Below are 16,585 nucleotides of genomic sequence, written 5' to 3' on the forward strand. Positions count from 1 at the left end.
TACGAATGGAGCGGTTGATGATGGCAATTCCTCGTGATTTAAAAGAATTGAATAAGAAAAATATCAAGTCGATTTTACGGCAACAAGGTGCGATGACGAAAGCGGAAATCGCCGAAGTGACTGGGCTTAGTGTAGTTACAGTGAACAAGCTGATTCGTGATTTAGTGGAAAATGAAGAGATTTTAGAACAAGATAATTCGGTTGCGACTGGCGGAAGAAGAGCTGTTTCATATGAAATTAATCCTAATTTTCAGCAGGTGTTGGTTATTAGTTTGCAAGAAAAGTGGAAGAAAATTACTTATTCTTTTTCGGTCTATAACTTGCTTGGTGAGCCGGAGTTTGTGGAGGATATGTCTGGAGAGGATTTGGACATTACTGCGCTGAAACGGAATACGAAAGATATTATTTGCGCTTTTCCGAAGATTTCTTGCGTTGTAATCGGGGTGCCGGGAATTGAGATTGGTGGTAAACTGCGGGCGATGGACTTTCCGCTACTTTTAAATGTGCAATTGCGGGAGACTTTGGAAGCGGAAGTGAATTTGCCGGTGTTGGTTGAGACGGATACGAATGCGGCGATTTTAGGGTATAAAAATCGGCCGGTGAAAGAGGAGAATATCGTTGGACTTTATTATCCGGAGCGTTTTCCACCGGGTGCGGGGCTATTGATGAACGGGGAGATTTTGAAAGGTCAGAACGGACTGGCTGGGGAGATTAAGCATATGCCGCTTCAGGTGGACTGGGATAACTTTGATTTTTCGGTCGATGAAATTAAAGCGCATATTCGTAAAATGGCGCTCCTCACGATGAGTTTTTATGATCCGGAAACGATTGTGCTGTATACGAATTTTTATTTTGGACAGAAGGATTTTATGGAAGAATTGAAAGAAGAGTTGAAGCAAGTTTATCCGTATGCGGTTTTGCCGGAGATTGTGTTGTCGCGTAAGTTTACGACGGATTACCGGATTGGGCTTTTGGCGTTTGGGATTGATTATTTGGAGAATAATATGACGGATTGGCGGATATAAAAAAAGAGCCCTTTGACAGGCTCTTTTTTACTTATTTAAAGAAATTCGGTAAATACTCTTTATGCGCTTCTAAAAGTTCGTCCAGCATTTCGCGGGCTACAGATTCGCTTGGAGTTAGTGGGTTGATTGTCATTGCAAGGAGTGCTTTGTCGTAATCTCCAGTAACTGCTGCTTCGGCTGTTAGGCGCTCGAAAGTTTTGATTTCTTGGATGATGCCGTTGATAGCGATTGGAAGGCGTCCGCTTGCTAGTGGAATTGGGCCTTGACGAGTGATAACACAGTTTGTTTCTACTGCGGAATCAGGGTCGATATCAAGGATGGCACCATTGTTACGAGTATTAACGATTTGAATGTCGCGTTTGTCGTTATAGATAGAGTTGATTAGGTTACATGCAGCTTCACTGTAGTAAGCGCCGCCGCGTTGTTCTAATTGTTTTGGTTTTTCAGCAAGTTCTTCTTGTTTGTAAAGCTCGAATAATTCAGCTTCTACTTTTTTAACAACTTCTGCACGAGTACCATGTTCTGCGTATGCGCGAGCTTGGTCTTCCAGTTGTTGTTTTGTTTGCCAGTAGTAGCGTAAGTAGTCGATTGGAATCATGTTTAATGTACGTAAGAATGTTTTGTCCCAGCCAGTTGCATTGATGTTTTTAAGGCTTGAGCCAGCTTCATCTTCTGTCATTTTGAAAACAACATCTTTTGTTACGTCTTTGCCATTGTGGTAAACAGTTTTCGCGAATACCATGTGGTTTAGACCAACGAATTCCACGTAAATTTCGGAAACGTCTACGCCAAGAGTTTCAGCGATATTACGTTCGATGCCGATAGGGCCGTTACATAAGCCGACAACTTTCTTTTGGTTACTGTAACGAAGAACTGCTTCTGTTACCATTCCTGCAGGGTTAGCAAAGTTGATTAACCAAGCATCTGGGCAAAGGCGTTCCATGTCTTTACAAATATCTAAAATAACTGGGATTGTGCGAAGTCCTTTGAACATGCCGCCTGGTCCGTTTGTTTCTTGACCAACAACGCCGTATGAATTCGGGATACGTTCGTCTTTCACACGTGCATCTAATAAACCTACACGTAATTGTGTTGTTACGAAATCAGCGTCTTTTAAAGCTTCTTCGCGGTCGAGTGTTAAATGGATTTCCATGTTAACGCCAGCTTTTTTTACCATGCGTTTTGCTAAATTACCAACGATTTCTAATTTTTCACGACCAGCTTCTACGTCTACTAACCATAGTTCACGAACTGGTAATTCGTCTTGACGTTTAATAAATCCTTCGATTAGTTCAGGTGTATAACTTGATCCGCCACCAATAGTTGCGATTTTAATACCTTTAGTCATTATTTATACCTCCAAGGATATTTTTTTGAAAAGGCTTACTTATTTGGTATCACCTTTTCTTCTCACAGTTATAGTATAGGAATTTTATGAAAAAATAGCTAGTATTTGACGAGCTTTAGGTAAGGATTTTCTAAGTAGGAACTTGTCACATTTGAGTAACGAGGTGTTACATGGTAAAATAAAGCGAAAAGAGGTGCGGAAATGCTTTTTTTGGATAAAAATTTGGAATTAAATGATACGGAATTAGATATTTATAATTATATTGTGGCGAATTTAGATAAGGTTGTTTATATGCGGATTCGTGATTTGGCGACGGAAGCGCACGTGAGTACGACGACAATTCTACGTTTTTGCCGAAAATTTGGTTGTAATGGTTTTTCGGAGTTTCGCGTGAAGCTGCAGCTTTATTTGGAAGAGCAGAAATTGGCGCAGATTGATATGGCGGATGAAACGACGTATATTGATTTTCTGAAACGCACGGCACAACCGGAGTTTAAAGCGCAAATTCAAAACGCGGTCGAAATTCTCCGTGACCGCGAACTGGTTTTATTTGCTGGGGTGGGTTCATCGGGTGTAATTGCTGAATATGGCGCGATTTATTTTTCGTCATTATTTACGCTGGCGCTACATATTGAAGATCCGCTTAACCACCCGTTTTACCATTTATCGAGCAAATTATCCGATAAAATTTGCATGATTGCGATTTCGGTGGAAGGGGAAAATGAAGACATCATCAGATATATTCACCAACTGAAAGCGCAAAATTGTAAAGTAATTTCGATTACGAATAGCGCGAAATCGACTATTGCGAGGCTCTCTGATGCGAACATCGCTTATTATATTAATAAAGAAATGTACCAGGAAGCGAATATCACGTCCCAACTACCGGCGCTATATACGATTGAAAATATTGCCCGGGAAATAAGAACACAGCTTGATAAAGAAAAAATGTAAAATACCAGTTTTGCTTGGATTTCCGAGCAAAACTTTTTTTGTAACAAAATTGTCACTTACGAAGAATTTTTTAATTTGCTACGATAGTTCTTTGGAGGTGAAATTATGTACAGTAATATGAAAGAGAAGGTTGTTTTTACACTTATTATGTGTTCTTTGATGATTTTATGCATGAGCTCTTATAATATCTTACTTGAAAATGGTATTGGTACGGATTCTTTGATGATTATTTTAAAAGCATTTGTCCCGTTTCTTTTTATTGGATTTTTATTAGACTTTTTTGTTGTCGGAAAAATTGCGAATCGTCTGCACGCCCTTTTGGTTAGTGAAGATGCTTCGAAATTTAAAAAGATCATTATGATGCAATTATTAATGGTTACGTTTATGTGTGTGCTTATGTCAACGCTTAGCCTGATTGTAAACCAAGGCGAATGGAGTCATTTAGGTATTCTTATTTTACGCAATTATTTTGTGGCTTTATTTTTGCAAATCTTTATCGTGTCACCGTTTGTGCGGCTAATTAGTCCGCGGATTTTTGCGCTTTTGTAAAAATGAAAAACGCTTAGTCGAGTTTAGGCCCGGCTAAGCGTTTTGCTATTTATGTTCGGCGTAATAAGCATCGAGCGCGTCTTCCACGGTTTTCTTCGTGTAGCCATTATCGATAAGGTAGCCAAGATCGTGTTTTCTAAAGCTGGTTTTCAAATGATCAATTAGGTCAGCGAAGTAATATTCAATGCCTTTGTCATCAAGCCATTTGAGCAAGTCTTTCATAGATTCGGTTGCGGTTGTATCAATGTTAATAATCGCACTCGCTTCAAAAATGACTAGTTTCGTATCATCTTGGACAGCTTCTTTTAAGCCATCTGCAAATTTGTTAAAGTTCCCGAAGAAAAGAGAAGCACTATAACGATAAATGACGACATTGGAATTGGTTTTGCTTCTGATTTACGTTTTAAGTCGAAATAACCGTGGCGTCCTTCGATTACTCCAAGAATCGCAATTGGTGTTTTCATCGAACGACTTACTACGTTAATGAATGATAGGAAAATTCCAAGTAGTACCCCGAAAATAACGCCAACTAAAAGGGTTCCAAGTGCTGCAACAATCCAAACAGTTGCTTCACGACGAGAAACTTTGAATAAACCTTTTAACACATCTACATCAATAATACCTACAAGAGCAGCGAATACGATACCTGAAAGAACCGGTTGTGGCATATAGTAAAGTAAGCCGCTTAAGAAGGCAACGATCAGAGCGATAATGGTCGCAGCAACGATAGAAACCATCTGCGTTTTACCACGAAATTGTTCGTTAGCAGCAGTTCTTGATACGCTGGCACTCGCTGGAGAACAACCAGAAAATGCAGCGACGAAATTAGAAACCCCATAAGCAAATAATTCACGATTATCATCAATCGTATATTTGTTTCTCATAGCAAAACTTTCACTTGGCAAAAGCGAACCGGCAAAAGTTGCGATGGCACAGACTAAACCACCGCCAATCGCCAGTGCCCATGAACTTGCACCAAAATCTGGTAGTGCTAGCGAAGGGAAACCAACTGGGATTTTACCAACAATATCAACATTATATTGATCTAATTTAAAGAAATAAGCAGCCATTGTCCCAAGTACTAAAACAACAAGAGACATAGGGATTTTGGGTATTACTTTTTTACAAGTGATAACAATAATGACTGTGACTACGCCCATGGCAAATGAAATCCAATTGGACTGGAAAAATTGTCCGAAAATAATGCCTAGACTAGAGAAGAAACTATCTCCGCTTTCTTTTAGACCCATTATCTTAGGAATTTGCCCCATAATGATGGAGACACTAAGTCCGGAAATGAATCCACTAAGAACCGGGGCTGATATGTATTTTGCGAAACGTCCTAATTTTAATACGGAGAAAAGAACTAAAAATATCGCACAAAAGAATGCGAGAATTGGTGCGAGCGCGATAGCTTCTTTAGATCCGGCAGCAAGTCCAGCCGTTCCTAAAATGATGGATCCTGTGATGGCACTTGCCGTTGCATCAATTCCGAAAATAAGTTGCGGTGAACTGGCAAATATAACATAGGCAATAACCGGTAAAAATGACGCATATAATCCATAAATGGGTGGAAGTCCTGCTACTTGTGCATATCCCATTGCAACTGGAATCGTCAGTGCAGCAACACCAACGCCTGAAATGACATCATTTCGTAAATAGGATATTTTGTACCCATTTAGTGAAAGCAAGATGTGTTTAAACATAAGTTCCTCCCTTGAAATGTATTTTTACTCTTTATTCTACATCATAAATACATATTAATGAAATCTTATACTATTTACCCGTTTTGACATAGAACAATCATCTCTACATTAGTTTTATTACAATTATCCAAAAAAACGCCTTATTCTAAAAAAACAATGGGAAACCTATCACTCCTTCTTTGTGCTAACTCTGATTCATGTTAGACTGAAACATAGAAAGTCCAAAATTAGGAAAAAGAAAGCAGGGGGTTACAAATGGCAACGCAAAAGAATTTAGTTGATTTAGCAACAAAAGCTTATATTTACGGTTTTCCTTTCATTTTTAATACACAACAAATCGAGCGTTATGTAACGGTAGGGATTGGTGGAACAAAGCAAGTTCCTTTCAATAATTTTACTCATGCATCTCGCTTGGCAGAACCGTCTGATAAATTTGTCAGTGTGAACAACGATACTATTTATTCTAATGCACCAATTGATGTTAGTGCCGGACCGGTCGTTTTAAGTGTACCCGATACAAGTGGTCGTTATTATGTACTTCAGTTTGTTGATGCATGGTCAAACAATTTTGCTTATGTTGGAAAACGTGCAACGGGGACTTCAGCTGGCAAATTTCTTTTAACTCCTCCAAATTGGAACGGTGATGTTCCTGCTGATATGATAGAAATTAAATTTCCTACTAATATAGGGATTATTATTGGCCGACTTGCTTGTGACGGTGAAGCTGATTTACCAACTGTAAGAGAATTACAAGAACAACTTAAGATAACTCCTTTAAATGAAGGGAAAGAAGTGGATGGTTTTCCTGAATATGATCGCTCACTAGGAAAAGAGCTAGCTTTCTTTGAACAATTACGAGTTTATATGGCTCAATTTCCACCAGCAGAAAGAGATTTGGTTAAGCAAGAAAGTTTTGCGCCAATTGGTTTGATGGAAAAAGGGGTATCTCCTTATAGTAACCCGAGTGAAGAATTAAAAAATGCCCTTATAGAGGGAGCAAAAGCAGGTTTAGCGAATATCAAAAAAGCAACAACCAATTTTAAATCAGAAAATGGCTGGGGATTAACACAACATTTATTTGATTATAATGCTGATTTTTTTGAAATAGGAACGAAAAAATCTTTAGACTGGGTAATTGAGGACCGTGAAGAAGCATACATAATTCGTGCAGTTTCAGCTATTACGGCATTATGGGGAAACCATGGCTATGAAGCGGTTTATTTGATGACATGGACAGACACAGACGGTAATGCCTTAAATGGAAAAAATAAATATACATTGGAGCTAAATCCAATTCCGCCAGTTGACTCATTTTGGTCGATTACGATGTATGACTTGCCTGAATACTTTTTATGTGAGAACCTGATTAATCGTTACTCGATTGGAGACCGTACGCCAGGTATACAATATAATGATGATGGCGGTATCGCTATAGTGGTTTCGAAAGATGAGCCAACTGACCCGAAAGAACGTGCGAATTGGTTGCCAGCTCCTGATGCTGAGTTCAGACCAATGTTCCGCTTATATAATCCGCAACAACCACTCGTGGATGGAAGCTATCATTTTCCGGGATTTGAAAAAAAGTAAATAAAAAAGCCGCGATTTCCTATTAATGGAAATCGCGGCTTTTTTTTACTTGTTCTTGGCATAAATGGTCATGGCTTCTTGGAGGAATTGAGAAAGGCCATCGCCGAATTGGTCGATATTTTTAGTGAAACGTTCATCATTAACGTACATTTCCCCAAGACTAGCAAAGGCTTCTAAAGAATAAATGTTGCCATGCGTATCATTTAAATAATGGAAAAAATGATCAATCTCGAGTTGTGCTTCTTCTGATTCCGGGGTGAGTTTCCGAACAGAAGCTAAATGACGAAATTCAGCGTCAAAACTCTCTTTTAAAGTTAATTGTTCTTTTTCACTCATATTATTCACTTTTTCATTGGCTTTTTCTACTACTTTATCTCCCCAAAGTTTTCTTGCTTCTTCTTCATATGGGTTCGAGGAAAAATCAAATCCAGTGAATTTTTCTTTGTTTGTCATTGTTATTTCTCCTTTTTCATTCTTGATGGTCAGATCGAGGGTTGCTAGCATAGTTTCAATTCGCTGCTTTTTTTCTATTAGTAAGTGGCGCTGCATATCTAAAGCAACGTTTTTATCGAAAAGTGGGTCATCAAGAATTTGTTGAATTTTTTTCAAAGGGAAATCGAGTTCTTTAAAGAAAAGAATTTGTTGTAATTTGTCGACATCTTTTTCTGAATAAATACGATAGCCATTCCAGTCATCTTTTTGCGGTACAAGTAGACCTATTTTATCGTAGTGGTGAAGCGTGCGCACACTTACACCAGTGAGTTCAGCTAATTCTTTTATTTGCATGAATGATTCCTCCTTCTGCTTTTACTATAAAGTATGACGTCGCGTGATAGTCAAGCTTGAATTTGTGTTTATTATAACCTTTTTAGTGGAAAAGAAAATAAGTTGTAGTCAACTTCTTTTAATAAAATGAATAAAAGCATGGAAAAAAAGTGGACATTCTCGTATAATGAAGTGTAAATGTGTCGAATTTGTGACATTGGTATATCGAGAATAAAAAGGGGATAGCATCATGATAAGGAAAGTTAAATCCATTAGTATGTGGCTATGGCACCATTTAACACCGCAAATATTTGCGGTTATTTGTGTTTTTATTATCACTATCATAGCACTTTTTATGCCTCCATATATTGGTATGGCTGATAATGGAGACTTTTTCCGAATCTTCTCGAGTAACGGTTTGTTTGTCAATAATACGAATTATGATGCGCTGCAATTTGGGCACTTTGTGAAGGAGTTTGGGATTTATCAGTACTTTAATGAAAACCAAGTGGCTATATACTCCTCGCAAAGTATCTTTATTCAAATGGCGCTTCTTTTAAATAAGCTTTTTTGGTCAACTACTGTGTTTGATGTGCGCTTTTTGGGAGGCTTGCAATTAGCACTTCTTTTACCAGCGATTTATTTGTTAGTAGCGGGTTTAACGGCGAAAATGAAAGGCTGGCCGGGGTATGTGGTTGCGGCGCTAACAGTATTTATTTTCGCAGATACAGCTTATACGGCTTACTTTAATTCCTTTTTCAGTGAAGGGCTTATTTTGATTATGATGCTGTATATTTCGGCGGGATTTTTACTTTTATATCAGCATAAATATAATGATTATGCGATGCTAGGTTTGATTTTTGTGGCATCCCTTATTTTAATTACGGCCAAACAGCAAAATGCGCCGATTGCGGTTGTTATTGCGGTTTGTGGAATACTCGTGTTTTTCATCCGGAAAAATCGTGCATTTCGGATTTCAGCCGCGGCTACCTTTTTAGTTATTTTCTTGAGCGGAGTAGTGATGTACGCCTTTATTCCAGGCGAGTTTGTAACGATAAATCAGTACCAAACGATGACGCGCGGTGTGCTACTTGATTCAGAAAATCCGGAGAAATCACTCGAAGAAATGGGCATGAATTCTGAATTCGCTTTACTTAAAGGAACGAATTTTTATCAAAAATATAAAATGATTGATTTAGACTCTAAACTAATGGAAAAAGAATTTTATCCTAATTATAATTTTGTTACGGTTTTAAGTTATTATTTGGAAAATCCAAAACAATTTGGGAAAATGCTTGATCTATCCGCGCAAAATAGCTTTTCGATTCGTCCGTTTGAAATGGGAAACTTTGAAAAGGCGACAGGATATAAATTTAAAGAGAAAACGCATTTTTTCTCCGCTTATAGTGATGTAAAAGAAAAATTTGCTCCAGCGAAATTTACTTTTTTAATTTTATGGGCGCTTGTTTTTCTGATTTGTTATGGAGTGAGTGCTTTTAAACATTTCCGAGAAAAGAATATTCGTGGAACACTGCTGTTTGATTTAATCGTCTTGCTGATTGGTTCAGGATTTGCGGTGATTTTAGTGACGATTGTGGGTGACGGAGAAGCGGATTTAACAAAACATAATTTCTTGTTTAATGTGTGCTTTGATTTGACAATGTTAATTGGAGCGGCTTCTCTGCTCGAAGTTTATTTGAAGAAGAGGGGTGAGCGGAATGCGTAAAAAAATGATTATAAGTATTCTACTAGCATTCGTGATTTTCATTGTCGGCGGGCATTCTGCAATAGCAAAAACGGATGATGGTGTCGTTGTTTTTTATGATAGTTTAGCGACTGGTACAGAGAATGAAGGCAATATGGATGCGCTACTTCGAATGTTAAATAGTTTGGGCAAACGAGTGACGATTTATTCTTGGGAGGAAAATCCTGATTTAAGTCAAACAAGCGAGATTATTGTACTTCAAAATAAAAATGACGGCTTAGCAAATGATTGGACGGAAAAATTAGCCAAAAGCAAAGCGAAAATCGCATACATAGGCGGAAATCCACCAACATTTTTAACGGATAAATTGCAACTGAAAACAAAAGCAATTACAGATGCTTCTATCACAATTCAAACGGAAGCTGGATTGTCTGGAAAGCCACAGCTGGTGAACGAAACAAATCTAATTACTTCCTATAAAGGAACAAGCTTTGGTGAAATGGACGCTGCTGAAAATGGACAAGCTGCATACGGCGTTCAAGCAGGAAATTACGCGTACGCGCCTCTTTTTCAGACAGATAATACGAGTGAATTCACTTTAATGGATGTACTCAAAGCATTATTCGATATTAAAACGACAACTAACCAATATGCGTTTATTACGGGCGTAAATCCATTCGTGGATTTCGATTTGCTCAAAAAAACAGCGGACACTTTTTATGAAAAAGGAATTCCGTTTATCGTGAGTGCAGGGCCTGTTTTTTACAATCAAGATTTCCAAGCAGCAAAAAATTATGCAGAGATTTTACGCTACGTTCAAGCGAAAAATGGCACGATCATGCTGAATGTGCCGGCAGTTACCTACGGGGATAGTCCGTCCGGAGAACTTGAAAGTATTATGCAAAAATCGGTAAATTTCTTTGCGGAAAATGACATCGCACCGATTGGAGTTACGGCTGAACTTTATTGGAACTTTGATAAAGTATATGGCGTAGAAGGTTTCGCACCATTTAACACTGGAATTTTACTACCAAATCAAAAAATCATTCATACGACAAAAGTGAATAATGGCAGCGCATTTGAAAAGTCTCCGTATAGCGTGGCGAACGATTTTTATGCGACTACAACTGAAGGGAGAAACTTTCCGGTCGATATTGCGATAACCTATTCATTTTTTGATAACGAGAAAGAATTAAAAGCGGCCGCAGAGGAACTAGCGAACGATAATATTAGTGATTTTAGGTTCCAAAATCATGGAGTAAAAACAAATAAAGATACGATTGAATCAAGTGCTGGTTCGCTTTACATCAATAATCAACCAGTGGCGCTTGATGGCGATTTAAACTATATTAAAACAAAAAATAAGGCAGTGAAACAAACTGGAAGTTTAGAAGGTTTCTTCGGCTACCAAAATACCTTTTTCACGATAGTAATTGTACTTTCACTTGGCATTATTGGGGTTTTATTTGTTTTTGGATACCGGCTTTACATGAAAAAATATATGAAATGAGGTGAAATAAATGGTCGTTGCAGATTATTTAGCATTATTCGCGGTAATATGTATTTGGGGACTTTTGCTAATTAATATTGTGTTAATTGTCGCAGGATATGTTTATTATTTGAAAAATGAAGCGCGAAAAGTGCCCGAAATACCAGTGGAAGTACCATTTGTTTCTGTCATGGTGCCGGCCCATAATGAAGGAAAAGTAATCGTGAAAACAGTGGAGTCCCTACTGGCGTTTGATTACCCGGTCGATCGCTACGAAATCATTGTGATTAACGATAATTCTTCGGATAATAGCGCGGAACTTTTAGCTGCCATTCAAGCAAAAAATCCGACACGGTTTTTAAAAATTATTAATACCGATAATATTACAGGCGGAAAAGGTAAATCGAACGCGCTCAATATCGGGTTTGCGGAAAGTCGCGGGGAACTGGTGGCGATTTATGATGCTGATAATACACCGGAACGGCAAGCGCTAAGAATCCTTGTTGGCGAGATTACAAATGATGCGAAACTTGGTGCCGTCATTGGTAAATTTAGAACCCGAAATCGAAATGCGAGTTGGTTAACGCGATTTATCAATATCGAAACGCTTAGTTTTCAGTGGATGGCTCAGGCCGGCAGATGGGCCCTGTTCAAACTATGCACGATTCCTGGAACTAATTTTATTGTGAGAAGGTCGCTCCTAGAAGAAATCGGTGGCTGGGATGTGAAAGCTGTTGCGGAAGATACCGAGATTAGTTTTCGGATTTACATGATGGGGTACCGAATCAAATTCCAAGCGAAGGCTGTCACTTGGGAACAAGAGCCCCAAACATTACCAGTTTGGTTCAAACAGCGCTCAAGATGGGCAAAAGGCAATATTTATGTAATTTTAAAAAACGTTCCACTCCTTTTTAAACGAGAAGGTAGGCGCGTTCGCTTTGATATTTTATACTTTTTATCGATTTACTTTTTATTATTAACTTCCTTGATTGTTAGTGATGTTTTACTCGTATTATATGCGCTTGGACTAGTACATACAACACTTGCTGGCCTTAGCGGGGCGCTTTGGTTGCTAGCCATTTTACTTTTTGTCGCAGGTACTTTTATTACACTCACCACGGAAAAAGGCGAAATCAGTTTTTCGAATTTGTTATTTATTATGTTGATGTATGTGACGTATTGCCAGCTTTGGATGGTGGTAGCCGCATATGGGTTCTTTATTTTCTTAAAAGATACCGTACTAAAAAGGGAAACCAAATGGTATAAAACCGAGCGTTTCTAAAAAGGAGAGTGCCTAATGAAAAAATTTACTGTAATGTGGCTGCTAATTTTCGCCGTACTATTTCTGTATAGGCCAGAGGTTTTCGCAGCAGATAAAAACTATCAAACGGTTTTTGGAACAGATAAAACCGCCCAAGGAAAATTCACAACCACCAAACAAAACTTCACGGTGGAAAACTACTGGGATGTATCAAATGCTAACGTAAAGCTTGTGTATACAATTACCCAACTGAGCGAAAAAGAAGTTTCCACGATGACACTGAAAATAAACGATGTTGCATTCTACTCTTTTAAACCAGATAAAGCAGACAAAGGAACAAAACAAATTGAAATCGAAATCCCGAAAGATAAGCTAAAAAAAGGGGTAAATGTTCTATCTATCGAAAGTTTTGTCTACACTGATTTGCCAGATGGTCGTTGTACGATTGACGATACACCTGCCAACTGGCTGCAATTCGATAAAACAAGCGCAATAAACGTATCTTATTCCGATAAAGCTTTCCAAAAAACGATTGCCGAGTTTGGCGAGCGCTTCACTGGAATTGATACTGTGAAAAGTGAACAAGGTGCAGTAGCTGTCTCAAACAAAGCCGGTGATGCCGAACTTGGCGCAGCACTTGAAGGGCTTTCCGGATTTTCTGCGGCGAATACGTTAGAAGATAAAAATATCGCTTTTGGTCAATATGAGGAAACAAAAACTCGTGACGGTAAAAACTATCTCGTACTTTTTTCAAGCTATGACAATTTACCAAATGATCTTAAATCACAAATAAAAGATGATAATAAATTAGAAAAACAAGCACTTTATCAAGTAGTGACAGTCGGAAATACGAATACACTCGTGGTTACTTCTAAATCCAACGATGCACTAAAAAAAGCTGGCAAACTAATCGCCAACCAAAATTACTTAAGCCAACTCGGAACAAATACTAAATGGCTAACAACAGACGAAAGAATCGACACACCAGCAACTAGTGTCGATAAAAATACAAAACTAACAACAACTGGTGATAAACTAAAAGGAATTGGGCATATCACACAAGATTACTTCATCAGCATGCCAGCCAACCGTAGCGCATCAACAGGAACAGAAGTATCACTTGATTTTAGATATGCGCAAAACTTGGATTTCGAGCATTCATTAGTAACGATTTTAGTAAACGGAAAACCGATTGGTAGCCAAAAACTTACCGCTAAAAAAGCTAATGGCGACAAATTGACGTTCCAAATTCCGAGCGATTTAAACGTAAAAGGGGATTTTTCAGTTACTGTTGCCTTTGATTTAGTCTTAACGAATAACTATTGTGGCTTTATTGCAGATTCTGAAATCCCGTGGGCGTATATCACCCCAGAATCAAAAATCAATTTAAACACAAGCGAAGAAACAGATTTGCTTTTTGAACAATATCCGTACCCATTCATTGCAAATGGCGACTTTAACAATGCAGTTGTCGTTGTTCCAGATGAATTAACGACAGAAGACACAGATTCATTAGCAAATATTTTCAATCTGTTAGGCCGCTTCCATGATGGAAATAGGGGAGATTTAACGGCCGTACATGCGGCCAACTGGAAAAAACCAAAAGAAGAATCAAACGTTATTGCAGTTGGTACAATGAATAATAATCCAGTGATTAAAAACGCCAATGACGACCTATATTTCCAGTACAACAAAACAGGCGATTACTTCCTTTCCAATGAAAAAATCTCGATTGAAAAAAATTATGGCAAACAACTTGGTAGTGTGCAGTTGATTACATCAGATGGCGTCCCAATCCTGGCAGTTACTGGTCCAGGTGCCAAACAAACAGAACTCGGATCGGATTTAATCGCAACAAAAGCCAACCTAGCTAAAATTTACGGAGATGGAGCCATTGTTGATACAGATAACACGATACATTCCTACCGATTCAAAAAAGAAGCAGATACACAGGAAGAAAGCTTTGGATCAAAAATCAGTAACAACAAAGAAGTCACTGTGTTCGGAGCATTCGCGCTTCTATCCGTTGTTATCTTAGTTGTCGCTGTCCTACTAATCTTGCGTAAATATCGCCGGAGCCGGAAGTGAGGAGAAATAAAAATGAAGAAAATAACGAATAACTTATTTGCAGATATCGGCTTTTTATTTTTCATCTTGCTTTGTTTCATCACAATTGGCTTTATGATCAATACGCCGGATGAATATTTGCGAAACATTATTTTATTAAATATCACTTTTTTACTTGTGATTATCACCTATTTTACGAATTTAACGCTTGGTTTGATTTTAAATGTCCTCTACATTTTCATTTATGCAACTTATATTATTTATGAAATTGTCGCAAATCAAATCGCCTATGGTTTTGGTAGCTACTTCTGGCTTATAATCACGCCCCTTTTCACAGTAGCGAGTGCGATGTTTACAAGAAATACGTCAAGGCTTCAAGAAGAAAACACAAAAATCAAACAGCAAAATCTATATTTAGGAACGATTGACCAAGAAACTTTGCTTAAAAATATCGTTTCATTCCAAAATGACGAGCGGATTTTTTCCAGTATTTCACGCCGTTATGATTTACCTTTGTCACTAATGGTCATCAAAGTACGTCATTGGCGCGAGTTGAAACGATTCCAAAGCGAAGATGAGATGCGCCTAGCGTTACAAGATATTTCGGCGATTTTAGAGACTTGTATCCGTACGAGTGATGTCCTTTACTTATTAGATAAAGATGATGCGACTTGGGGGCTGTTGTTACTAACAGACGAACCGGGTGGGAAATTAGTTGCGGATCGAATCAAAAGCCGCATAGCCGAAGCCAATACCGAAGAATTTGCCGCGAAGTACCGTGTGAAGCTAGAACTTCGAATTGGAACAAGCCAATTTGATAGCGAAAAAGTGAAGACACCGCTTGATTTTATCGATTTAGCGACAAAAGAATTAGAATATGACGTGTAAAATAGAGAGTTACCTTCTATAATTAGGAGGTAACTTTCATTTTTGATTGGAGGAACACCATGAACTTAGAAGAAATAGTCGATTGTATGTTATTAAACGAAAATGACAAAGAAATTCAGCGGACCCAAACGGAGCATCGTATCAAACTAGTTGATTTTTGGCGAGTGAAAAAAGGGGACCGAGTGCTGGAGGTTGGTTGTGGGCAAGGCGATACGACAGCCGTACTTGCGAATGCAGTTGGTGCTAGTGGCTTTGTTCAAGGTATTGATATTGCACCGCGAACTTATGGTGCTCCGTTTACCATTGGCGATGCGACAGACCATTTGCAGAAATCAAAGCTCGGTGCGCAAATTGATTTTAAGCTAGGGACAGATATTTTAAAAGGTGATATCACTTTTCCAGACAATGCTTTTGATGTAGCCGTTTTATCGCATGCTTCGTGGTATTTTAGTTCCAAAAGTGAGCTCACGCTGATGCTCGAATTACTAAGCAAGTGGGCGAAACGCGTTTGTTACGCAGAATGGGATACAAGAATTACGGATGTGAAACAAACGTCGCATATGTTAGCAGTGCTCACGCAATCATCTTATGAAGCTTTCAAACAAGAAACCCAGTCCAACATTCGAACGTTCATTACACCAATAGATATGCAAGAAATTATTCAAGAGCACAACTGGAAAATGGGCGCGGAAACAAGTATCTTCTCAGAAAAAATGCAAGATAGTCGATGGGAAATTGGTTATGTAAAAGATTTTATCACAAAAGAATTAGAAGCTGATTTAGGCTTACCGGAAAAATTCAAAGCATTTTTACTCAGTCAAAGTAAATTAATCACACTTGAAAATAGTTTGCCAATGGCGTCATACTGCACTTCTTGGCAGGCGAAGTAATTTTGCTTTCTTTTTCACAAGATTTAGATTTTTTATGCTATAATGGAACGTATTAACGAACTAAAGGAGTGTTGGATATGAGAGCTGTACTTACTGTAATTGGAAAAGATAATGTGGGTATTGTCGCAGGTGTTAGTAATAAATTAGCTGAACTGAACATCAATATTGTGGACGTATCTCAAACAATCATGGATGGCTATTTTACGATGATGATGATGTGCGATATTAGCCAAATCACAAAAGAATTTGATGAAGTAAAAGCAGAATTAGCCGGTAAAGGCGAGGACCTCCAAGTAAAAATACATATTCAACGGGAAGAAATTTTCAACGCAATGCACAAACTTTAGGATG

The 16,585-nt window shown here is 38.3% G+C and carries 13 protein-coding genes and 1 pseudogene; 11 read left to right on the forward strand and 3 right to left on the reverse strand.

Annotated features, from left to right (window positions below; all coding sequences use genetic code 11):
• Nucleotides 1–20: 20 nt before the first annotated feature.
• The gene (locus CKV70_RS02660; RefSeq protein WP_045131588.1) at nt 21–1,025 is read left to right on the forward strand and encodes an ROK family transcriptional regulator; all 1,005 of its coding nucleotides are present in this window, start codon (nt 21–23) and stop codon (nt 1,023–1,025) included.
• 31 nt (nt 1,026–1,056) lie between these two features.
• Here the strand turns inward: CKV70_RS02660 and CKV70_RS02665 are convergent, their stop codons facing one another.
• The gene (locus CKV70_RS02665) at nt 1,057–2,373 is read right to left on the reverse strand and encodes a 6-phospho-beta-glucosidase (RefSeq protein ID WP_003721315.1); all 1,317 of its coding nucleotides are present in this window, start codon (nt 2,371–2,373) and stop codon (nt 1,057–1,059) included.
• 201 nt (nt 2,374–2,574) lie between these two features.
• Here CKV70_RS02665 and CKV70_RS02670 point away from each other — a divergent pair, with 201 nt between their 5' ends.
• Both CKV70_RS02670 and CKV70_RS02675 read left to right on the forward strand, forming a co-directional pair.
• The gene (locus CKV70_RS02670; RefSeq protein WP_003721316.1) at nt 2,575–3,327 is read left to right on the forward strand and encodes a MurR/RpiR family transcriptional regulator; all 753 of its coding nucleotides are present in this window, start codon (nt 2,575–2,577) and stop codon (nt 3,325–3,327) included.
• Nucleotides 3,328–3,432: 105 nt separating this feature from the next.
• Nucleotides 3,433–3,876 (forward strand): DUF2798 domain-containing protein, encoded by a 444-nt coding sequence (locus tag CKV70_RS02675; protein ID WP_014600555.1) that lies wholly within the window; start codon nt 3,433–3,435, stop codon nt 3,874–3,876.
• A gap of 45 nt (nt 3,877–3,921) precedes the next feature.
• On the opposite strand, the pseudogene CKV70_RS02680 reads toward CKV70_RS02675, so the two are convergent.
• Nucleotides 3,922–5,582, reverse strand: a pseudogene (locus CKV70_RS02680) (SulP family inorganic anion transporter).
• A 255-nt stretch (nt 5,583–5,837) separates the two neighbouring features.
• Here CKV70_RS02680 and CKV70_RS02685 point away from each other — a divergent pair.
• Nucleotides 5,838–7,169, forward strand: a complete 1,332-nt coding sequence (locus tag CKV70_RS02685) for a DUF1254 domain-containing protein (protein ID WP_014600556.1) — start codon at nt 5,838–5,840, stop codon at nt 7,167–7,169.
• A 45-nt stretch (nt 7,170–7,214) separates the two neighbouring features.
• On the opposite strand, the gene CKV70_RS02690 is transcribed toward CKV70_RS02685, so the two are convergent.
• Nucleotides 7,215–7,955 (reverse strand): MerR family transcriptional regulator, encoded by a 741-nt coding sequence (locus CKV70_RS02690; protein WP_003721320.1) that lies wholly within the window; start codon nt 7,953–7,955, stop codon nt 7,215–7,217.
• A 229-nt stretch (nt 7,956–8,184) separates the two neighbouring features.
• On the opposite strand from CKV70_RS02690, the gene CKV70_RS02695 reads away from it, so the two are divergent.
• The 7 genes from CKV70_RS02695 (at nt 8,185) to CKV70_RS02725 (ending at nt 16,581) form a co-directional block, all read left to right on the forward strand.
• On the forward strand, nt 8,185–9,660 hold the full coding sequence (locus CKV70_RS02695; protein WP_003721321.1) for a glycan biosynthesis hexose transferase WsfD: 1,476 nt from the start codon (nt 8,185–8,187) through the stop codon (nt 9,658–9,660).
• On the forward strand, nt 9,653–11,149 hold the full coding sequence (locus CKV70_RS02700; RefSeq protein ID WP_014600557.1) for a DUF2334 domain-containing protein: 1,497 nt from the start codon (nt 9,653–9,655) through the stop codon (nt 11,147–11,149). Before CKV70_RS02695 ends, CKV70_RS02700 begins: the two co-directional genes overlap by 8 nt.
• A gap of 10 nt (nt 11,150–11,159) precedes the next feature.
• Nucleotides 11,160–12,410, forward strand: a complete 1,251-nt coding sequence (locus CKV70_RS02705) for a glycosyltransferase family 2 protein (RefSeq protein WP_003732671.1) — start codon at nt 11,160–11,162, stop codon at nt 12,408–12,410.
• A gap of 15 nt (nt 12,411–12,425) precedes the next feature.
• Nucleotides 12,426–14,477, forward strand: coding sequence for a cellulose biosynthesis cyclic di-GMP-binding regulatory protein BcsB (locus tag CKV70_RS02710; protein ID WP_014600558.1), 2,052 nt, complete (start codon nt 12,426–12,428; stop codon nt 14,475–14,477).
• 12 nt (nt 14,478–14,489) lie between these two features.
• On the forward strand, nt 14,490–15,344 hold the full coding sequence (locus CKV70_RS02715; RefSeq protein WP_003721325.1) for a diguanylate cyclase domain-containing protein: 855 nt from the start codon (nt 14,490–14,492) through the stop codon (nt 15,342–15,344).
• Between the two features lie 59 nt (nt 15,345–15,403).
• The gene (locus tag CKV70_RS02720; RefSeq protein WP_009933022.1) at nt 15,404–16,234 is read left to right on the forward strand and encodes a class I SAM-dependent methyltransferase; all 831 of its coding nucleotides are present in this window, start codon (nt 15,404–15,406) and stop codon (nt 16,232–16,234) included.
• 77 nt (nt 16,235–16,311) lie between these two features.
• Nucleotides 16,312–16,581 carry an ACT domain-containing protein gene (locus CKV70_RS02725; RefSeq protein WP_003721327.1) on the forward strand — a complete coding sequence of 90 codons (270 nt, stop codon included), beginning with the start codon at nt 16,312–16,314 and terminating at the stop codon, nt 16,579–16,581.
• Nucleotides 16,582–16,585 lie beyond the last annotated feature (4 nt).

The sequence above is a fragment of the Listeria monocytogenes genome (assembly GCF_900187225.1).
Classification (GTDB): Bacteria; Bacillota; Bacilli; order Lactobacillales; family Listeriaceae; genus Listeria; species Listeria monocytogenes.